Origin of the sequence: Clostridium aminobutyricum (genome assembly GCF_017255415.1) — a bacterium.
Lineage (GTDB): Bacteria > Bacillota > Clostridia > Peptostreptococcales > Anaerovoracaceae > Aminipila > Aminipila aminobutyrica.
On sequence record NZ_JAFJZZ010000001.1, the window covers coordinates 781,575 to 800,916 of the forward strand.

General features: G+C 38.8%; 18 protein-coding genes. 4 read left to right on the top strand and 14 right to left on the bottom strand.

The annotated features are described in order from the left end of the window. The first annotated feature begins 31 nt into the window (after positions 1-31). Together JYB65_RS03805 and JYB65_RS03810 are read left to right on the top strand one after the other, a co-directional pair. Positions 32-949 carry a DUF2935 domain-containing protein gene (locus JYB65_RS03805; RefSeq protein ID WP_206581280.1) on the top strand — a complete coding sequence of 306 codons (918 nt, stop codon included), beginning with the start codon at positions 32-34 and terminating at the stop codon, positions 947-949. 639 nt (positions 950-1,588) lie between these two features. Further along, a complete protein-coding gene (locus JYB65_RS03810; protein ID WP_206581281.1) occupies positions 1,589-1,768 on the top strand; it encodes a hypothetical protein in 180 nt (59 codons plus the stop codon). Positions 1,769-1,857: 89 nt separating this feature from the next. Here JYB65_RS03810 and JYB65_RS03815 read toward each other — a convergent pair whose 3' ends face one another. The 14 genes from JYB65_RS03815 to JYB65_RS03880 form a co-directional block, all read right to left on the bottom strand. Further along, positions 1,858-2,316, bottom strand: coding sequence for a hypothetical protein (locus tag JYB65_RS03815; RefSeq protein ID WP_206581282.1), 459 nt, complete (start codon positions 2,314-2,316; stop codon positions 1,858-1,860). Between the two features lie 197 nt (positions 2,317-2,513). Continuing rightward, the gene (locus tag JYB65_RS03820; protein WP_206581283.1) at positions 2,514-4,214 is read right to left on the bottom strand and encodes a sulfate adenylyltransferase subunit 1; all 1,701 of its coding nucleotides are present in this window, start codon (positions 4,212-4,214) and stop codon (positions 2,514-2,516) included. 17 nt (positions 4,215-4,231) lie between these two features. Further along, entirely contained in the window at positions 4,232-5,032 is an 801-nt protein-coding gene (gene cysD / locus JYB65_RS03825; RefSeq protein WP_206581284.1) for a sulfate adenylyltransferase subunit CysD, read from the bottom strand. A 12-nt stretch (positions 5,033-5,044) separates the two neighbouring features. After that, positions 5,045-5,356, bottom strand: a complete 312-nt coding sequence (locus JYB65_RS03830) for a 4Fe-4S dicluster domain-containing protein (RefSeq protein ID WP_206581285.1) — start codon at positions 5,354-5,356, stop codon at positions 5,045-5,047. Then, on the bottom strand, positions 5,340-7,025 hold the full coding sequence (locus JYB65_RS03835) for an adenylyl-sulfate reductase subunit alpha (protein ID WP_206581286.1): 1,686 nt from the start codon (positions 7,023-7,025) through the stop codon (positions 5,340-5,342). The genes JYB65_RS03830 and JYB65_RS03835 overlap by 17 nt, the downstream gene beginning before the upstream one ends. Before the next feature lie 20 nt (positions 7,026-7,045). Further along, the gene (locus tag JYB65_RS03840; protein ID WP_206581287.1) at positions 7,046-7,927 is read right to left on the bottom strand and encodes a 4Fe-4S binding protein; all 882 of its coding nucleotides are present in this window, start codon (positions 7,925-7,927) and stop codon (positions 7,046-7,048) included. 20 nt (positions 7,928-7,947) lie between these two features. Next, positions 7,948-8,721, bottom strand: a complete 774-nt coding sequence (locus JYB65_RS03845) for an ABC transporter permease (RefSeq protein ID WP_206581769.1) — start codon at positions 8,719-8,721, stop codon at positions 7,948-7,950. After that, positions 8,654-9,493: an ATP-binding cassette domain-containing protein gene (locus JYB65_RS03850; protein WP_206581768.1), complete on the bottom strand. Its 840-nt coding sequence runs from the start codon at positions 9,491-9,493 to the stop codon at positions 8,654-8,656. The genes JYB65_RS03845 and JYB65_RS03850 overlap by 68 nt, the downstream gene beginning before the upstream one ends. Before the next feature lie 27 nt (positions 9,494-9,520). Next, positions 9,521-10,732, bottom strand: a complete 1,212-nt coding sequence (locus JYB65_RS03855; RefSeq protein WP_206581288.1) for an ROK family protein — start codon at positions 10,730-10,732, stop codon at positions 9,521-9,523. A 48-nt stretch (positions 10,733-10,780) separates the two neighbouring features. Continuing rightward, the gene (locus tag JYB65_RS03860) at positions 10,781-11,830 is read right to left on the bottom strand and encodes an aliphatic sulfonate ABC transporter substrate-binding protein (protein ID WP_206581289.1); all 1,050 of its coding nucleotides are present in this window, start codon (positions 11,828-11,830) and stop codon (positions 10,781-10,783) included. 275 nt (positions 11,831-12,105) lie between these two features. Next, complete coding sequence (locus JYB65_RS03865) at positions 12,106-13,530, bottom strand: sensor histidine kinase (RefSeq protein WP_206581290.1); 1,425 nt, start codon at positions 13,528-13,530, stop codon at positions 12,106-12,108. Position 13,531: 1 nt separating this feature from the next. Next, complete coding sequence (locus JYB65_RS03870) at positions 13,532-14,233, bottom strand: response regulator transcription factor (RefSeq protein ID WP_206581291.1); 702 nt, start codon at positions 14,231-14,233, stop codon at positions 13,532-13,534. Positions 14,234-14,412: 179 nt separating this feature from the next. Then, on the bottom strand, positions 14,413-14,628 hold the full coding sequence (locus JYB65_RS03875; RefSeq protein WP_206581292.1) for a heavy-metal-associated domain-containing protein: 216 nt from the start codon (positions 14,626-14,628) through the stop codon (positions 14,413-14,415). Between the two features lie 26 nt (positions 14,629-14,654). Then, positions 14,655-17,099, bottom strand: coding sequence for a heavy metal translocating P-type ATPase (locus tag JYB65_RS03880; RefSeq protein ID WP_206581293.1), 2,445 nt, complete (start codon positions 17,097-17,099; stop codon positions 14,655-14,657). Between the two features lie 300 nt (positions 17,100-17,399). Between JYB65_RS03880 and JYB65_RS03885 the strand changes: the two genes are divergently transcribed. Both JYB65_RS03885 and JYB65_RS03890 read left to right on the top strand, forming a co-directional pair. After that, positions 17,400-17,930 carry a FixH family protein gene (locus JYB65_RS03885; protein WP_206581294.1) on the top strand — a complete coding sequence of 177 codons (531 nt, stop codon included), beginning with the start codon at positions 17,400-17,402 and terminating at the stop codon, positions 17,928-17,930. A gap of 18 nt (positions 17,931-17,948) precedes the next feature. Further along, positions 17,949-19,340 carry a 4Fe-4S binding protein gene (locus JYB65_RS03890; protein ID WP_206581295.1) on the top strand — a complete coding sequence of 464 codons (1,392 nt, stop codon included), beginning with the start codon at positions 17,949-17,951 and terminating at the stop codon, positions 19,338-19,340. Positions 19,341-19,342: the final 2 nt, after the last annotated feature.

Genomic DNA, 19,342 nt, shown 5'->3' on the forward strand with positions numbered 1-19,342 from the left:
ATAACATAAATATATAAATTGGAGGTTTTTTATGTTAGCTGCCATTGAATATGTACGGCGATCATTAGAGTTGCATTTGTTTTTTATTAGAATAATGAAGGAACATTCATTTTTTTTGGAGATCGGATTTACTCCGAAGAATAGCGATTTTATAGAAATCGCAGATAATTTTAGAAAAGCATTTGATTTAGTTTTAAGAGAGGCTATTACGCTTTCAGATGGAATAATCGATCCGGACTTTCTTAATTCAGGAGAAGTCATTACACCTTATACACTAAAAGCGGAAGAAGTTTCCACATATTATACCGGGGTACCTATCAATACTGAACTTACAAAGATGGAAGAAAACCTGTCAGAAGGGACTCCAACTAATTTGAATATGCTGGGTCAAAGAGTGCATACGCTTAATTGCAGGGTAATGGATCTACTAGATGAGCTCATACGGTTTAAAACAAGAGTTTTAAGAGATGTAATCACTTGTAATATGTTTACCGTAAATTATCCACTTTTAATAGAACATATTTTACGTGAAGCAAAATTATATAATTTATTAATTCAAAGGCTTGAGGGAAAAGAAGAAATGAACATGGAACAAGAGGGAATAGAGCAGGAACTTTTTTGGAATAGAATTATGGCTGAGCATTCACTTTTTATACGTGGTTTACTCGATCCAACAGAAAATGAATTAATCATTATGGCAAATAATTTTGGAAATGAATTCAATCAATTATACGAGGAATCAAAAGAAGCTATGGATCAGACATTGCCTTTTTCGCAGGTAACGAACGATAGTTTGAAGGCCACAATAGATGTCCGTAATTTCAATGAGCAAGGTACTCAAGGACTTCTGAATTGTAAAGTTAAATCAATAATTATACCGCTATTAGGAGATCATGTATTAAGAGAGTCAAATCATTATCTGCGTTTATTAAAAACTTATACGAAATAAGTAATCACATAATACATAGAAGCGTCAAATAAAATAGACTGCAAAAATCTGTTCACAATTGAGCAGATTTTTTATTTAAAAACAATTGTAGGCTAAGAGAATGATATAAGATATTTTTAAAAAGTACTAAATAATGGTCAAATATAAAAGTAAAGTAAAGTAAAGATAATCGGACATGAGTAAAACTATAAAAATACCTCAAAAGGGGTGCTTTCATACCAGCCATAACTATTCCTAAAATTTAAGTTTTCGGAATAGTTATGGCTGATTAAGGTCATCTGACTATACTAATTGATATTTGCTGTCAACTGAACTGTCAAATGAACAAATTCTTGTTAATTGATTCTAGCCATATAATAATATATTATCTTTTATATTCTCGACAATTATGAAAACTAGGAACATTTCTTCATACCTCATTTTATATCCGGAGAACGGAAAATCATCTTTATCTTTTGAAATAAAGATTTTTTTATCTAATAGTATTCGGTATTAAATGTTTGAAAGATAAACTCGATGAAATCATTACCAATACTGTCCTTTTTTAAGATTCCATATTCTATAAATAGCGATAAAAAGTTTGAGAAGAGTGCATAATAAGTACATAAGTACAATAGAGCAGATTGGAGATAAGTAATTATGAAAAGCAGAATAATCATTTATATTTCGATTTTCGGATTTCTAACCGCTATCATTCTGTCGAACATTAAAGAAATTCAAAATAATGAATATATCGATGACGGGATGCAACAGGTTAATGGTCAATTAGAAGAGGATGATTCAACTACCTTATTTAAGTATCTTCCGGTTGAATGGTAGCCTCCTACCCTTTGCTATTTTTGATATCTTACATCAATTTTTAGAGTTTATACAAAACTTGGGATAGTCACGGTGAATTAAGATTATTTCTATTTTCTAATAACTGTATCTTTCAATCGAATTTCATTTCCTATACGTATTAGAAATACTATCACAGTTGCAGACATTAATAGGGAGATCAACAATATTATACTATTAGTAACCGTATAGTTATTGATAGAAAAATCTAGACCATACCATTGTCCTAAAAAACAAGCTACAAAAGGTAATCCAATGCTTGGAGAATGATCCGTTATATTAGCATATGTTGCCATACCAGCTGCAAATAAGGTTATTAACCAAAATGCTAAGGAATATTTTAAAAGAATTTTGCTTTTAAGTTTTATACCAATCACAAGAAATAATATCCAAAAGATGATATATAAAAAAGTCACCATTACATTTTTAATATTTGCAGGGCTTCCCATTAAGAATTCATTAAAATTTAATATCCCACTACCAATTATAACTACAATTGACGATAAAACTAATAATATCTTGTTCCTCATTTGTCTCCCCTAATTCAAATCAATAAACTTGCTTATGTATTCCTATCCTTGTTTCTTATTTATGAGGGTGGTGTTCCACTAACTTTTACATATCATATCAACATAATACATTTTTGTAAATATAAAGTAGGAACATTTAAATTTTAACGTTCCTACTTTATTAAATTGTTGTAATTAAGCTTAAGAGCTTTTCCTCGCTATAAGTAATACTCCATATTATGAGAATCCTGATTGATAATCTTAATGTTTTTATAAGCCGTAACATGCAACCACCGGTTTAAAGACTGCTCATCATTTTGGAATTCATTTTTAAACTTCGTTAAATCATCCTTTGAATTAATTTTGAGTTCTAATCCTCTGCTATCTATAATGGCGATATTTTCATACTCATACGAATCCAGCGGGATAATTCTTATAAGGCTTTCTTCCCGGATTTGAGCCACCGTCTTTTTATTTAAGTCGACAATATCTATATCCAACGGATACCTGAATGTATCCCCTGTCAAGTTGATTTTATCGCCGACATAATAAACATTTGCGTTTGCCGCAGCTTTTTTGATCGTATTTTCAGGGATAACAAAGTAAAAGTCATCCAGGCATTCAAGCTGTATTTCCTGTTCGCCATCTACCAATAAGTTAACAAATGGAGTTTTGATCTCTCCGGACGAAATAATGCCGCCTCCGGCTACGTCATATCCATCGACAATAACAAACCGGCCGGTAATATGATTTTTCTTAAATTCATCAAAACTGATGGTTTCTTTCGTGCGAATCGTAACTTCCGCTACATCGTTCAGTTTTACCTCGGATGCATTTTCAAGGGTCGCTAAGGTAGTCGCATCAATTACTCTATTGATTGTTTCAATTTGGCATTCCACTTCCTGTGTAACCAACTTGATTTTATATTTTTTGCCTCTGGCCAAATTGGTTTTGCCGAGCCAGAACAGATTCGCTTTAAACACATTTCCGGTCTTAGGGGAGTCTATTTCATGGGAAATCAATTCCCCTCTTTTATTAAAGAATTCATCTTCAACAGTGATTCCGACAGACATTCCGGCACTGACCGTATCCGTCTTGTCTTTTTCCTGCCAGTATTCGATCGTTTTAACGCGAGTCGTTTTATTGCTCGGATTGATTAATATTTTGTCACCGACATTCAGCTTTCCGGCTTCAATTCTTCCCACGATAATCCGTCGATTATCAAATTTATAAACGTCTTGTATCGGAAATCGCAGCGGTTTATCTTCTAAGCCCTTATCTTTTTCAAAAATATCCATGGCTTCAATGATAGATTCTCCTTTATACCAAGGCATCTTATTCGATGAAAAGGTCATGTTTTCTCCGTTGAAAGCCGAAATCGGAATATATTTTAACGGATATACACCCAAATCATTCAAAAATTGGTTCATTTCATACTTGATTTGATCAAATTTCTGCTCGGAATAATCAATCAAATCCATCTTGTTTACAATGACGTAGATTTTCTGAATGCCCAATAAGGAAAGGATATATCCATGCCGCTTCGATTGTTCCTGTATTCCTTCATTTGCGTCAATGAGGAGAAGTGCAGCTTCCGCATTGGCCGCTCCGGAGATCATATTTTTAAGAAATTCCTTGTGTCCCGGTGCATCAATAATCACGTAATCTCTTTTTTCCGTTTGAAATTGCAATTGCGTCGTATCGATGGTGATCCCCTGCTTCTGCTCTTCCTCAAAGGCATCTAAGAGATACGCATATTCAAAGGGCTTTCCTTTTTCCTTCGAAATGCGTTTCACTCGTTCGATAGCCCCTTCCGGAATAGACTTTGTATCATATAGCAAACGGCCGATTAAAGTGGATTTTCCATGATCGACATGGCCTACTACAACTATTTTTAAAATTTCTCTATTGTTTTCCATCCTCGTCAACCTCTTTCCTACATATATCCGTCTTTTCGCAATTTTTGCATGGCATACGCATCTTCCTGATCCTGTGCCCTGCCTGCTCGTTCACTGGTGTTGGTATTTTTTAATTCTTCAATGATTTCATCTATGGTAATAGCTGTAGAGTCGATTTTTCCGGTACATGGAGCACAGCCAAGACTTCGATACCGCTTGCCGTCTTTTGCAAAATAGAGATCGACGAGCGGAATATTTTCTCTTTTAATGTAGGCCCAAATATCAATTTCGTTCCAATGCAATATCGGATGAACTCGAATATGATTTCCTTTTGGAAAATCTGTCTTAAATTGATCCCAGAGTTCAGGAGGCTGATTGGTATAATCCCATTCCGAATCCTTGTTTCTTTCACTGAACACACGTTCTTTTGATCGAGAACCCTCTTCGTCTCTTCGGATTCCAAGAATCAATCCTTCAAATTCATAATTTGTCACTACCTGCTGAAGTCCATCTGATTTTAAAGCCTTGCAGCAAACTAACCTTCCATGGTCCGGCCCCATCCCCTGCTTTAACGCTTCTTCATTCTTATGTACAATTAAATCCAGATTATATTCTTTTGCGATTTTATCCCTGTATTCGATCATCTCCGGTATTTTATAGGTTGTATCCACATGGATAAAAGGGAACGGACAATGTCCGAAGAAAGCTTTCTTTGCCAGCCATAGCAGCACGGTTGAATCTTTTCCGATTGACCATAGCATGCCTAATTTCCCAAATTTTTTATAGGCTTCTCTTAAAATAAAAATGCTTTGTGCTTCTAATTGGTCTAAATGATCCATTTCACTGCCCTCCTAATAATTATTTGATTCCAGTTGGTTAATAGTAATAATTTCTTCTGTATTCTCTTTGACAATATGCCAATGTAAAAAATGACGATCTTTTTTGGTATATAAATACGACCCGTTGCCGCCCATATCTGCTCCCAGATAGTAACGGATTGCTCCTGCCTGACATTCTTTCAGACAGGAAGTACAACCCCAGCAATCACGAGGATATTTGATATCACTCTTATTTTCCTCATTTTTAACAATCAAACTTCCGGGACATACTTCGCAGCATTTGCCGCATCCGATACACTTGTTGGGATCAATTCTTATGCTCATAATGCTCATCTCTCTTTACTAAATCTCGGTATATCAGCTTTATTTCACCATTTTCAAGGCGGCTATTAACATACTTTAAAAAGTTTATATCATCCTTTTGCGGATAATCGGCATTTTCTTGAAAGCTATGCCATCTCGTTTCTTTCCTGCCTTCTAAGTGCTTGATCAGAACCTTTGCCACATAGAGCCGATCCATCAATTCATAAATGTACATCAGTTCATGTTGATCCTTCGCTCTTAAAGAATGGCTTAATTGGATCAATTCATCGATACGCGCTGAAGCTATTTTCAGTTTTTCTTTGTTATATATATAATGAGTAGAAAGACCGCCTGCATAATCATCCATTGTTTTCTGCATGGCTTCTTCCAAATCTTCTATACTAAAATCAGAACTGCCCTCAAGCAATTGATTGACGGATTTCAATTTCCATTCCGTTTCTGCTAAATCCGGTGTTGTTACGGCTTTATGCTTTACGTATTCCAATGCAGAAAAAGCAGCAATCTCTCCTTCCACCAAAGCACCGGTGACATATTTCTGAGGACATCCCCCGGCCACATCTCCGGCGGCATAAAGTCCTTCCAGGGTGGTGCCTCTTTTTGTATCCACCCAATAACCGCTGGCGGTATGCCCGCCTACAATATAGGGCTCTGTACCTTCAATTTCAACATTCTCAGAAGAAGGTCCCTTCCCTTTCTCAATCCATCGTAACGTTTGGGCCGGTGCCATATTCAAATAGGCCTTATATAAGTCCTTTTCCTGCTGTTCCGTGATGCCGACCGTGTTTAAATAACAGGGTCCCTTGCCCTTCCCATTTTCCATCACTGTTGAATATAATCGGTTGCAGGTTTTAAAGGAACCGTATTTTTTTTCGTATTCCTCGCCGTCACTATTGATTTGCTGCGCTCCGACGCCCTGTGCGATCGTTCCCGTAGGGGCAATGGTATCCTTGCATCTGAGTGCGATAAACCGCATTTCAAAAGTCGTCATTTCTGCACCTGCTCGGATCCCCATGGCATACCCCGCTCCTGTGTTGAACGGTGAATACCACATTTTATGTCTTGAAAATCCCGGGTTATTCGGCCTATAAATGCCTGCCGCACCACCGGTTGAACAGATGACGGCTTCGGCATGGATTACGTAAAACAGATTGGAATCCAACGAAAAACCATACGCTCCGATTACTTTTTCATCCTTAACAATATAATCAATTATGTTAACCTGATTCAATACGGTAATATTTTGCTTTTCTGTTACTGCATCAGCTAAAATAGGTTTTATATTTTCACCGTTAATTTTAATATTTCTCTTTCCTCTTGACACATAGTGGCCCTTTTCATCTTTCAGGATAACGAGTCCCAACTGTTCCAGCTTATGCGTCACCTGATTGAGCTTCTCTGCCATGGTCAATACTAAATCTTCCCGAACAATCCCCTCCGCGTCATGAATCACATAATCCAAATACGACTCCGGGGTTTCTCCTTGTATAATGTAAGCATTTAACGCATTCACACCCGCCGCCAAGCATCCGCTTCGTTTGATATTTGCTTTTTCTGCTATGATCACCTTTCGGTCCGAGTTTTCTGCGGCAGTCAGCGCTGCGAAACAACCGGCTGTTCCTCCTCCGATAATGAGTAAATCTGTCTTCAGTATTTCTGTTACAAGCTTCACGGCTTCACCTCCCTGAAAGATTAGTCCTTTTTATGGTTTTTAACGACTTCGTTCAATTCGTCAAAAAGAGGTTCCCAACCGATTCGATTTAACGCTTTACCCAGACGTTCTCCTTTTTTTCCATGGGTCTTAAAAAATTCTATAGTCGCTTCTATGATTGCGTGTAGTTCCTCTTTTGAATAAACGATCGGCACAGCCTGCCTGCCTATCTGTATACTGTTTCCGAAAAGTCCTCCGATATAGACCTTAAATCCAGGCTCTCCTGTCCATGCTTGAACAGGGCAGGCTTTGACGCATTTTCCGCATAGAATGCAAGCCGATTCATCATGAACCAATGTCTTATTTTGTTTATCCACGTGAATAGCTCCATGACGGCATTTGCTTTCACACAATCCGCAATACGTACAAGTTTCTTTGTTCCAAACAGGTTTCATCGCTCCTTTGATACCCAGATCATTTTCTTCTGCTTTCAAGCAATTATTATGGCATCCTGTAATACCGATTTTAAATTTATGAGGTACTTCTCTTCCATAATAAAGTGCATCAAACTCCTGCGCCAAATCAGCCGAATCGATCAAACCGCTCTGACATACGGTGCAGCCCTGACAGGCCGTTATAGTTCGGACTCGTGCTCCGCAAAAGCCTCCTCGAAGACCAGCTTCCTGCATTTCCTTTTTAATGGCATCCAGCTCTTCAAATTTTAAAAAAGGGATTTCAATGCTCTGTCTTGAAGTAAGATGGATATAGCCTTCTCCATATTTTTCCGCCAGTTCATAAACCTTCTTTAAATCCTGAACCCCTACTTTTCCGCCTGCTATTCGAAGCCGGAGCGAAAAACGGTCTTTATCTGCCTGTCTCATAAAACAATTATTTTTTAGTTCTTTATAGTCCATCTGTCCCATCTTTTTTTCCTTTCATTCTTTTAAGCTCGATCCAGTCCCCATCGTCGTCTTACATTATCTTCTATTCGGCCAAAGAGAAGTTTATCTACGGTTAATCCAAGAACGATAATGACTACCATAACCGCCATGACCTGACTGATATCCGCCAAATCTCTTCCTATCATCAATACTTGACCTAACCCCTTTGTTGCCGTTAACATTTCACCAGCCATCAAGGCTCTCCAAGCAAAGGACCATCCCTGCTTCATTCCGGAAATCACACCGGGAAGGGCTGCCGGAAAGATAACATTCCAATAGATTTTTAACCCGTTAGCCCCTAATGTACGGGCCGCTCTGACAAAAAGAGGATTGACATTTTTGATACCCGATACAATAGCAATACTGACCGCAAAGGTCGAGCCAATGGCAATAACAAAGATGATCGCACTCTCATTTAAACCATACCATAAAATCGCAAATGGGAGCCAGCAAATACTGGGAAGCGTTTGCATTCCGAGAATTAATGGACTTAGATTCTCATCTAAATACTTGAATTTCGTCATCAGCAACCCAACCATGACGCCTAGCAGAACCGAGAGGGAATATCCGACCAGGATTCGTTTCATGCTGGCCAGAATAGCTATCCCCAGGGTATTATCCGATATTAATCCGATTAACGTTTGAAATACTGCAAGGGGAGATGGAAAGGTATAAGGTTTCCAAATTTCCAACGATTCTACGCCTACCCTATATATCAATTCCCAGATTGTTATTAATATCAGATAAAACAGTATCTTTTTTAATAGACCAGTCATTGTCATACTCAGCTTTTGCAACTTTCTCCACCTCCTCTTTCAACTCTTTCATAATTTTAGCAACCATATATGTTACGTCTCCGCTTTCGATCTGCCTTGGCCGTGCCAATTCGATCTTAAATTCCTTTTTTACCTTCCCGGGATTTGCTGCCATAACGACTACTCGATCGGAAAGCAATACCGCTTCTTCCACATTGTGCGTAACAAAGATGATCGTCTTTCTGGTCTCCAACCATATCCGTTGAAGCTCTAGCTGTAAAATATTTTTCGTCTGACTATCCAATGCGGCAAAAGGTTCATCCATTAATAAAACTTCCGAGTCTAAGGTTAATGCTCTCGCTAAAGCCACCCGCTGCTTCATTCCGCCTGACAGTTCATGAACGTAAGCCTGTTGAAATTTTGTTAGATGCACCATTTTCAAATATTTCAGCGCTTTTTCTTTTCGGTCTGCCGCATTTATTCCGGCCATTTTCATTCCGAATTCCACATTATCAATAACCCTTAACCAAGGAAATAATGCAGATTCCTGAAACATTACTGCCCGGTCAGGACCGGCCCCCTTAATTTCCTTACCATTTAACAAGACTTTACCTTCAGAGGCTTTTTCCAATCCCGCGATGATATTTAACAGGGTTGACTTCCCACAGCCAGAAGGACCCAATATGCTGATGAATTCACCTTGGTTTATTTCAAGATTAATATTGTCTAGGGTATGGGTCTTGTTACGGTCTGTAATAAATCTTTTTCCGACGTTTTCGATTCTTAAATTCACGGTCTCACCACCTCTCATTCTTTCCATTTATTTGACAACCTTACTGGTTAGACAATGTTCCAGACCCATCACGGCAGAACCCACAGCAATCGCATGGTCATTGAAATGACCGCCTCTCATAAAAATAACTTTAGATCCATTATTGCCGTAACACCTTTTTTCGGCTGTTTCTGTGCATACATTATAAAATAGCTGTGATTTGTTGATTAATGGGCCGCTTAAAATAACCAAACCGGGATTTAAAATATTGATAAAATTCGCCAGACCGGTTCCTAAGATCATTGCCGAACGGGTTAAAATTTCTATAGCCAAGGAGTCACCGTCCGATACAGCATGACAAATGTCCATATAGTGAATATCCTTTAGGTCTTTTACAATGGTTGAACGTCTCCCCTTCTTTACCTCAGAAATATATTTTTGTGTGATAGCATGAATAGAAGAATAGCACTCAATACAACCATAGTTCCCGCAAGCGCATTGTTCTCCATCTACATCGATAACCATATGCCCAAATGCATCTTCCGCGTTATTTGCGGTTCTAATAATGGTCTCGGAAGAAATCGTTCCTGTTCGAATACCGATTCCACAGTGAAAATAGACCAGATTTTTATATCCTTTACCGACACCGAAAAGCATTTCCGCTAACACCGCTGCATTTGCACCATTATCGACGAAAACAGGGCATTCAAAACTCCGTTGCATCAGTTCTTTCATAGGAACATCCTGCCATCCGGCTGCTCCAAAATGAGCGGGGTTAATGAGGACTCCCTTTTCTATATCTAACGGCCCTACGGTACCTATACCGATTGCCATTAATTTTTGTTTATCGGCGGAAAGGCTTTTTAATCCAGTGTCGATAATTTCCAGAATAGTTGCTACCGTTTTACTCGGAGAATGGGATTTATTCATATTGAATCGATATTGATATAAAATCTCAATCTTCAAATTTGTGATGATAATCTCCGTATAGGTTCTTGAAATATCAACACCCACCAGATAACCTTTTCCGGCATGAATATCGTATACGATAGGCCTTCTTCCTCCTGTGGATTCTCCGATTGTCGATTGCATGATATAGCGGTTTTCCTCAAGAGGCTCTATGATACGGTTTAAAGTCGTCAGTTTTATATCAGTAAGCATCGAAAGTTCATTTTTTGTTTTGGGTCCTTGTTTATGAATAAGATTAAATACTTTTTTCGTATCATAATTCAAACTATTTAATTCATTATAAATATTCATTTAAACCTCGCTGCCATTTTTGAATAGTTCCATGATCGTTCCATTGAACTATTGAATCTCCGGCTTTCCTTGCTCTTTTAAAACCTTATTTAATAACTCAAGATTAAACAACTGATCAACGTTTGGCTTTTCCTTCAGGAATCCTGCTTCATACGATAAGTTTGCAAAGCCTACAACAGATTCGGTTCGAGGATCATACGTCACCTTAAGCCGGTCAAATGCTGCATCTAACACATCCGCAGGCAGTTCTTTCTGAGTTAGTTCCTTGATTTTTGCATTGACGGTTGCCTTTGCCTGATCCGGATTGTTATTGATATAATCGGTCAATTCAACATGAGCTTTTAAGAAATTTTCAACAACATCCGGATGTTCTTCTATAAATTCCGTTCTTGCCACCACGACTGCCGTTGAATATTCTCCGTTTTTCCAAACCTGATCATAATCCAACACGACATTTGCATTCACTTCTTTGACCAATCTGGAACCCCATGGCTCAGGAACAAATGCAGCATCAATTTCTCCGCTGTCCAATAATGTCTTTATATCGGGGTTATCCGCCTGAATCACTTCGACTGTCCCGCCCTTGGTTGTCTCTTTTAATCCATTTTCCTGCAATAGGTTAAGCAATGATAAATGTTGCGTGTTTCCAAACTGAGGCACCGCTATTTTCTTACCGCTCAGGTCTTTTAAGCCTTTAATCTTTACATCTTGACGGGAAACCAAAATAGCTCCTGCTTCCGTCGCACCTGCGATAATCTGTAAATCACCGTTCGATTTTATGTATCCGTTGATTGCCGGACCGGGTCCGATATAACCCAAATCAATTTCTCCTGCGAAAAAGGCTTCTATTTCAGCAGGTCCCGCATTAAAGGTTTTCCATTCGATGGTAGTATTCTCCCCTAACGCTTTTTGAAACTGCCCTTCCGTCGCACCAACTAAGGCTTGAGAATGGGTTATATTGGGAAAATTTGCAATTCTCATAGTCAATTGATCACCGTCTTTTTCTCCTTGTTTTTGAGACGAACAACCTGTAAAAATACCCATTGCCATCGTAACCATTAAACCCACTGCAATAAACAAGCTTTTTTTACTTTTCATCTTCTAACCTCCCATGATTTAAAAATAGATTTTTGTAGCGAATAAGGATTCCTAGAAACTTTTAACCATTTTTGTAATAAGTACTTAAAAAAATATCATTAACACATCTTATTATCAAGCGGATATTAACAAGTATTAATATATGTTTACTATGTTATTGCTTAAATTTTTACCCTCACCTTTCTAGATGAGGGTTTAATGTGAAGCTGTAGTTTCCTAGTAATCTTATATGTTTTATATTATACTACTATGTTTCCAAATAGTTGTCAATTAATTTAATAATTATTTTTACTAGGTAAATCTATTTCATTCAATTTAGGTAGGGTCACAATAAAACAACTCCCCTCATTTAAACGGCTTTCTACCTCAACCTTCCCCCCATGTGCGGTAACAATTGATTTAACGATTGCAAGCCCAATTCCGGAACCTCCCATCAAACGGTTCCGAGATTTATCCGCTCGATAAAAACGTTCAAATATAAAAGGAATTTCATTCTCCGGGATACCGATCCCATTGTCTTTAATGCTGAAAACTACAGTATTCTGCGTTTCCGAAATAGTAACCTGCATTTCACTGCCGTCCGGCGAATATTTTACGGCATTGGATATCAAGTTGATTAAGACTTGGCTTATCCTCGCTTTGTCCGCAAAAATTTCCGAAGCGCTGCCCGTAACAGAAGTCTTTTGATGTTTATTTTTTAACTCTGTTTCAAAATTCTCCAGCACTTTTTGTGAAAGTTCTAAGGGGCTTATCCATGTTTTATCAAGCTTAAAATTATCGCTCTCTACCTTTGCGAGACTTTCTAAATCGCTTACCAACTCACAGATTCGACTCATTTCATCATAACAGCTTTGTAACCGTTCCATTGTTGGCTCCCACACCCCTTCCATGATAGCTTCAAGGTGTGTTTGGGCAGTTGTTAATGGGGTTCGCAGCTCATGGGCCACATCGGTAGTCAGCTGTCGTCTTAACTTTTCTTGACTTTCAAGGGTTCCTGACAAATGATTAATGGATTCGATTAATTCTTGTACTTCTTTTGTACTGGTCTTTTCTTCGATCTTTACCCCATAATCCCCATTGGAAATTTGTTTTGTTAACCTCACTGTTTCCATAATCGGCTGACTTAAACGCTTAGCCAATAAGAATCCCACTATGATAGAAATGAGAAGCGATAGGAGACCGATACTGATTAAAATCTTGTTTAATGAATCTAAAAACTGAAAATCATCTTTGCTTAGAAAAAATGGTCCGAAAGAACTGATCTGTACCGTTCCCACCTTCTCAGTCTCTTGCATAGCAGAGAATTCCTTTGTTGTAAATTGCCCGTTCATCTCCGGATATTCCATCATCATCCTGTGCGATATATCATTCATCACTTCAGTACATAACTTCATATCGGAAGTTTCGGCATCCCATATGACCTGTTGTTCCAAATCATACACTTTGACAATATAGCCATCGTATAGGGCATACATCCCTATCGTATGTAAGAAATCCACATCCCATTTCTTTGATTGTGTATCATATTGCTGGCTTATTCTATTCACAATTTCCTGGGTGCTCTTTTGCTGTTGGTTCGTAATATATCCTTTAAATTGGTTCCCAATAAAAATATTGGCCAACAAACTGATTAATGCTACAGTAAGCAGAACTACCAGAGCAATAGCTAATGAGAGCTTCGTCTTTAAACCGTACCTCATACTATTTCCCTCCAAACTTATATCCTACACCATATATTGTTTGAACATATATTGGTCTTTTAGAATCGCTTTCTATCTTTTGCCGTATATTCTTAATATGAGTATCTACTGTTCGGTCAAATCCGTCAAACTCATCACCAAGGGCTGTTATTATTAATTCCTCCCGTGTAAATACTTTGTTCGGAAATTTTATCATAGCTGCCAATATCTTAAATTCATTTGCAGTAAGATTTACTTCCATTCGATTTTTTTTGACAGAATGCCCCTCGAAGTCGATCTCTAAATCCCCTTCATTAAAAGAAATTTTTTTATATAATGGTACCAAGTCATCCGTTGATCTTCTTAAGATTGCTTCCATTCTTGCATTCAATTGTTTTAAACTAAAAGGCTTGGTAATGTAGTCATCTGCCCCGATTTCTAATCCCTCAAGGATCGCCTCCTCATTCACTCTTGCAGTCAGCATAATAATCGGTACTCTCGATTTCTGCCGAAGTGATCTGCAAATATCTTCACCCGAAACATCAGGCAGCATGAGATCTAATATCACTAATGAAATGTTTTCTTGATCAAAGATAGAAAAAGCTTTTTTTCCGCTTTCTGCAGTAAAAACAATAAACCCTTTGCTCTCTAAAAAGGATTGAATGACCTCTAAAATTTTAGTTTCATCATCAACAACCAGAACCTTTTTTTTGTCATTTTTCATCCTCCATCATTCCCTTCTTCTTTTCATACTCTCTTAAAATTAAAGCAGAAAGATATGTAGATTTTATGGAGTAAAATATCCCCGTCAGTCAAAATCATCTCTTTGATTTAGACTGACGGGGATATTTATTGCGATAGATTTTTTATTTATACTATTTGAAAATGGTAGTTAAAAGGAATTTACAGCGTCTCAATATTCGTTACACTGTAATCTACTTCTTCAATTGTCTCCTTAAGCTGTTCATCACTTACTTCATCATTTGTTTCAACTATTGCATAATTACCGGCTAGATTCACGTCGACACCTTCAACCCCTACTACCTCGCTTAATGCGTCCTTTACATGTTTTACACAATGTTCACAGGACATGCCTTCAATAAATATTTTTTTCTTCATTTCTCTATTCTCCTTTTAAACTTATTTTAAAATAACGGTTTGAAGTTTTTTAACCGCAGCGCATTGGTCAAAACCGATACGGAGCTTAAACTCATCGCTGCTGCCGCAATCATCGGATTGAGCAAAGGACCTCCAAAGAGATGTAGGATTCCCATTGCAACCGGTATCCCCAATATGTTATATCCAAATGCCCAGAATAAATTCTGCTTGATGTTTCGGATGGTTTTCTTACTTAAATCAATGGCCGTCGGAACGTCCATTAAATCACTTTTCATGAGGACGATATCTGCGGATTCCATGGCAACGTCTGTTCCGGATCCGATGGCAATCCCGATATCTGCTTGTGCTAACGCCGGCGCATCATTGATTCCGTCTCCGACCATAGCGACTTGTTTTCCTTCTTGCTGAAGCTTCTTCACTTCACTCGCTTTATCTTGCGGTAAAACTTCCGCTAATACCCGGTCGATTCCCACTTGTTTGGCTATCGCTTCCGCTGTCCGTTGATTATCACCGGTAATCATCGCTACTTCAAGCCCCATTGCATGGAGCCGTTCAATGGCCTTTTGACTGTTTTCTTTTACCGTATCTGCCACTGCAATAATTCCTGCCATTTCATTATTGATTGCAATGTACATCGGGGTTTTTCCTTCCCTCGCCAGTTTGTCTGAAGTTTCTTCTAAGCGGCCTAAAGAGATATTTCTGTCTCGCATCAATTTTCTATTGCCAAGCAAAACTTCCTTTTCATCTATTTTTACTTCTATTCCATGACCCGGAATGGCCTTGAAAGAGTCCAATTGCTTAAAGGCTAACCCTTTTTCTTCCGCACCTTTTACAATGGCTTCTCCCAGCGGATGCTCGGAACCTTTTTCTGCGGAAGCCGCCAACTGTAACAATTCGTCTTCGGCTATATCGGTGGATACCACCACATCGGTTACTTTTGGCTTTCCTTCGGTGATCGTGCCTGTTTTATCAAAAACAATGGTTTGAATTTTATGCGCCGTTTCAAGGGCTACACCACTTTTTATCAAGACACCATATTCTGCCCCTTTTCCGGTCCCTACCATAATGGCGGTTGGCGTTGCCAATCCTAAGGCACAAGGACACGCGATAACAAGAACCGAGATAAAAATGGTTAATGCAAATATAGCGGTTTGTCCGGTTAAATACCATGCCAGTCCGGAAATAACGGCTAAGACAATGACAGTGGGAACAAAATAGCCGGCGATCACATCCGCAAGCTTTGCAATGGGAGCTTTTGAGCCTTGCGCATCTTCTACGAGCTTAATAATCTGAGCCAGTGCGGTATCCTTACCCACTTTTGTTGCTTTATACTTGATCGAACCATTTTTATTGATGCTTGCGCCAATAATCGGATCGCCGATCCTTTTTTCTACCGGAATACTTTCACCTGTCAGCATGGATTCGTCCACAGAGGTATTTCCCTCAACCACTTCGCCATCTACCGGCATCTTTTCACCCGGTTTTACAACGATGACATCTCCCACCTCTACTTCTTCAATGATCCTCTCAATTTCCTTGCCGTCCTTTATAATAATGGCTGTTTTAGGAGCAAGTCCCATCAGTTTTTTGATCGCTTCTGAGGTTTTTCCTTTGGAAACGGCTTCTAAATATTTGCCAAGTGTGATGAGGGTTATAATGACACCTGCGGATTCAAAATACAGATTATTGACGTAATGGGTATTTCCCTGGAAAATTTGTACTACGGCGAAGATTCCATAAAGGATTGCGGCAGAAGTACCTAAAGCTATGAGCGAATCCATATTGGGACTCCTTCTCCATAAAGTCTTATACCCCACTGTATAAAAGCGGTATCCGACTATTACTACGGGTAAAGTCAGAATCAACTGTATGAAAGCAAACGCTTTAGGGCTCGTCATCGGCATAATGGAATGAGGGAGCGGAAGCCCCACCATATGGCCCATGGCTATATAGAACACCGGAACCGTGAATAGAGCGGAAATTAAAAACCTTCTCCAAAGAGATTGGATCTCCTGATCTTTTTTCTGCTTGTCCGTATCCATAGAAGTTTCTTCTTCGATTGCCTTATACCCTGCTTTTTCCACAGCTTTTTTAATATCCGTTACCGTTAACTTGGCGGGTTCAAAACGAATGGTTAGCTTTTCTGTAGCCAAATTGACATTGGATTCCGCCACGCCGTCCAATTTTCTCGTTACCCTTTCCACTGCTTTTGCACAGGATGCACAAGTCATCCCTTCTATTTTCATTGTTTTTATAACGGCATCGCTTAAAGCCTTATATCCTGCTTTTTCCACAGCTGCTTGGATTTCTTCCACGGTAACTTTGGATTCATCATAGTGAATACTTAATTTTTCTGTCGCAAGGTTTACATTGGATTCTGTTACGCCATCTATTTTTTTTGTAGCTCTTTCCACCGCTTTTGCACAGGATGCACAGGTCATTCCTTCTATTTTCAATGTCTTATTGATCATTTTTCCCCTCCTTCAAAAATGGTAAGAAGTTCTCGCTTTTTAAAGATTAATACCCATATAATTCCCTGTCAATCTTATTTTATTAAAATTTGGCAGGGAAATGAAATGGGATGACCGCTCATTATCCTGCCTTAAATTTATGTAACACAGAGATACCCCTACATAAATTCTTCATAAGTACCTGTTATTTATAGTATCAACAACCTTTCGTTAAAGGCAAGTTTTCATTCTTTATAAATTTGTAAAGAAAAACTACGCCCATTAACGAAATGATCTCTCACATAAGAAAGGGGATAAAAAATGAAAAAGATTATTTCAAAAGGATTCCTAGGCAGCTTGGTTATCATCATGCTTCTTTTTAGTACAACGTTTGCCAGTACTGAAAATGCCGGTATCGAAAAGCAAGTGAATGGCATGAATGTCAATCTTACTTTTATGTCAGATGACGTGGTAACAGGAAGCAATGACCTAATGATTCAATTACATGACAACAATGATAAGCCGGTAGATAACGCTACTATTCGTGTTTTGGCAGATATGGACAGAACCGACGATCATATGGATATGTCGGATACGGAACCCCTGCAAACAGATCTTGAAGCCAGTCATGAGGCAGGACAATACATGGGGACTCTCGAATTTACTGATTCAGGGGAATGGATGATAAAAGCTTATATCACCATTGACGGAAAAGAAAGTGTGGCGGATTTTACTATAGCGGTAGCTGAAGGAGGGCCAAATTGGTATATCATCGGCGGATTCCTAGGGGTTATTACCTTTATCATTGTATTGGCAGCGATCAATAAAAAAAGAAAATCTATTCGCACATAAAAAGAAAGGAGACCGATCATGTCAAATGCTGATAAAAAATCGCAAGAATGTCCTTCCTTTCCAATAGAGGAAACGGATTTTTTAAAAAATAAATTCTTGAAAAAATTTATAAAAAGTAAGTGGTATCCACTCGTATTCCAAATCCCTACCGCAATCGTGTTTACCTTTATTATAGTGGAGTTGTTGGCCGGTCCGTCATCGCCGCACGATAACTTCGGAACGGCAATGACTTGGATACTTTGGTGGCCGATCATACCGATTATTTTTTTACTGTTTGGCCGATTCTGGTGCGCCGTATGCCCTTTCGGAACGCTGAACGATGTCATTCAAAAATATGTCGGCAGCAATAAACCGGTGCCCAAATTTCTTAAAAAATACGGGATATGGATTATCGATGCGACCTTTATCCTAATTACGTGGAGTGACCACGTCTTTGGTATCGTTGAATCCCCCAGAGGCTCCGCCGTTGTCTTACTGCTGATCACAACAGGGGTGGTTGTTTCAGGAGCCTTATGGGAACGCAGAACTTGGTGCCGTTACCTTTGCTTCTTGGGAGGGGTATCCGGAAACTATTCCAGAGCCGGCATGCTGGAACTGAAAGGAACACCTGAAAAGTGTTCAAAATGTAAGGTTGCAGCGTGTTATAACGGCAATGAAAAAGCACCCGGCTGTCCCATGTTTGAATTCCCAAGAACCATGGAAAGTGTGGCAAATTGCAATCTCTGCGGACATTGTGTAAAAAGCTGCCCGAATGATTCGATCCGGATAGCCCCAAGGATTCCAACGAAAGGTTTATGGTTCATCGGCAGAGCAAAAATAGAAGAATCGTTTTTAGCAGCAGTCATTATGGGCATTGTATTTGTTCAAAATATTACCATGATTGATATCTGGGATGGTATGTTAAGTAAGCTTGAAGCCATGGTGGGAACCGATAATTATTTCGTTACGTTTACCATAACATTTATTATCGCTATGTCCATTCCGATTGCCATGCTGGCACTGACCGGTTATATCGCAGGAAATTTCAAAAAAGAATCCTTGGTAAAGAATTTTGCCCGGTTCGGGTATAGTATCATACCACTTGACGTAGCCGGTCATATTGCGCACAATCTGTTCCATTTGCTTGCAGAAGGAAAATCTATTTTCTATACAGCGATCGGCTTATTCGGAATCGAGCCTGCAAACCCCTCTATGGCTATCGTAGATAATATGACGATTCAAGTTTTACAGTATATTTTAATAGCATTCGGAACAATCGGTTCGGTCTATACCGCTTACCGGCTTACAAAAAGCAACCCGGATAAGGAAAACAATACCCTGCGTACTTTTATACCGTTTGCGGTCTTAATGATTGTGTTTGCTGTGATAAACATTTACCTATTCTCCGTACCGATGGAGATGAGAATGTAAAT

Excerpts from the sequence above, each read along its gene's own strand:
- JYB65_RS03805 (WP_206581280.1), top strand. The coding sequence starts at position 32 with ATGTTAGCTGCCATTGAATATGTACGGCGATCATTAGAGTTGCATTTG.
- JYB65_RS03810 (WP_206581281.1), top strand. The coding sequence starts at position 1,589 with ATGAAAAGCAGAATAATCATTTATATTTCGATTTTCGGATTTCTAACC.
- JYB65_RS03815 (WP_206581282.1), bottom strand. The coding sequence starts at position 2,316 with ATGAGGAACAAGATATTATTAGTTTTATCGTCAATTGTAGTTATAATT.
- JYB65_RS03820 (WP_206581283.1), bottom strand. The coding sequence starts at position 4,214 with ATGGAAAACAATAGAGAAATTTTAAAAATAGTTGTAGTAGGCCATGTC.
- cysD (WP_206581284.1), bottom strand. The coding sequence starts at position 5,032 with ATGGATCATTTAGACCAATTAGAAGCACAAAGCATTTTTATTTTAAGA.
- JYB65_RS03830 (WP_206581285.1), bottom strand. The coding sequence starts at position 5,356 with ATGAGCATAAGAATTGATCCCAACAAGTGTATCGGATGCGGCAAATGC.
- JYB65_RS03840 (WP_206581287.1), bottom strand. The coding sequence starts at position 7,927 with ATGGGACAGATGGACTATAAAGAACTAAAAAATAATTGTTTTATGAGA.
- JYB65_RS03845 (WP_206581769.1), bottom strand. The coding sequence starts at position 8,721 with ATGACTGGTCTATTAAAAAAGATACTGTTTTATCTGATATTAATAACA.
- JYB65_RS03855 (WP_206581288.1), bottom strand. The coding sequence starts at position 10,732 with ATGAATATTTATAATGAATTAAATAGTTTGAATTATGATACGAAAAAA.
- JYB65_RS03860 (WP_206581289.1), bottom strand. The coding sequence starts at position 11,830 with ATGAAAAGTAAAAAAAGCTTGTTTATTGCAGTGGGTTTAATGGTTACG.
- JYB65_RS03865 (WP_206581290.1), bottom strand. The coding sequence starts at position 13,530 with ATGAGGTACGGTTTAAAGACGAAGCTCTCATTAGCTATTGCTCTGGTA.
- JYB65_RS03870 (WP_206581291.1), bottom strand. The coding sequence starts at position 14,233 with ATGAAAAATGACAAAAAAAAGGTTCTGGTTGTTGATGATGAAACTAAA.
- JYB65_RS03875 (WP_206581292.1), bottom strand. The coding sequence starts at position 14,628 with ATGAAGAAAAAAATATTTATTGAAGGCATGTCCTGTGAACATTGTGTA.
- JYB65_RS03880 (WP_206581293.1), bottom strand. The coding sequence starts at position 17,099 with ATGATCAATAAGACATTGAAAATAGAAGGAATGACCTGTGCATCCTGT.
- JYB65_RS03885 (WP_206581294.1), top strand. The coding sequence starts at position 17,400 with ATGAAAAAGATTATTTCAAAAGGATTCCTAGGCAGCTTGGTTATCATC.
- JYB65_RS03890 (WP_206581295.1), top strand. The coding sequence starts at position 17,949 with ATGTCAAATGCTGATAAAAAATCGCAAGAATGTCCTTCCTTTCCAATA.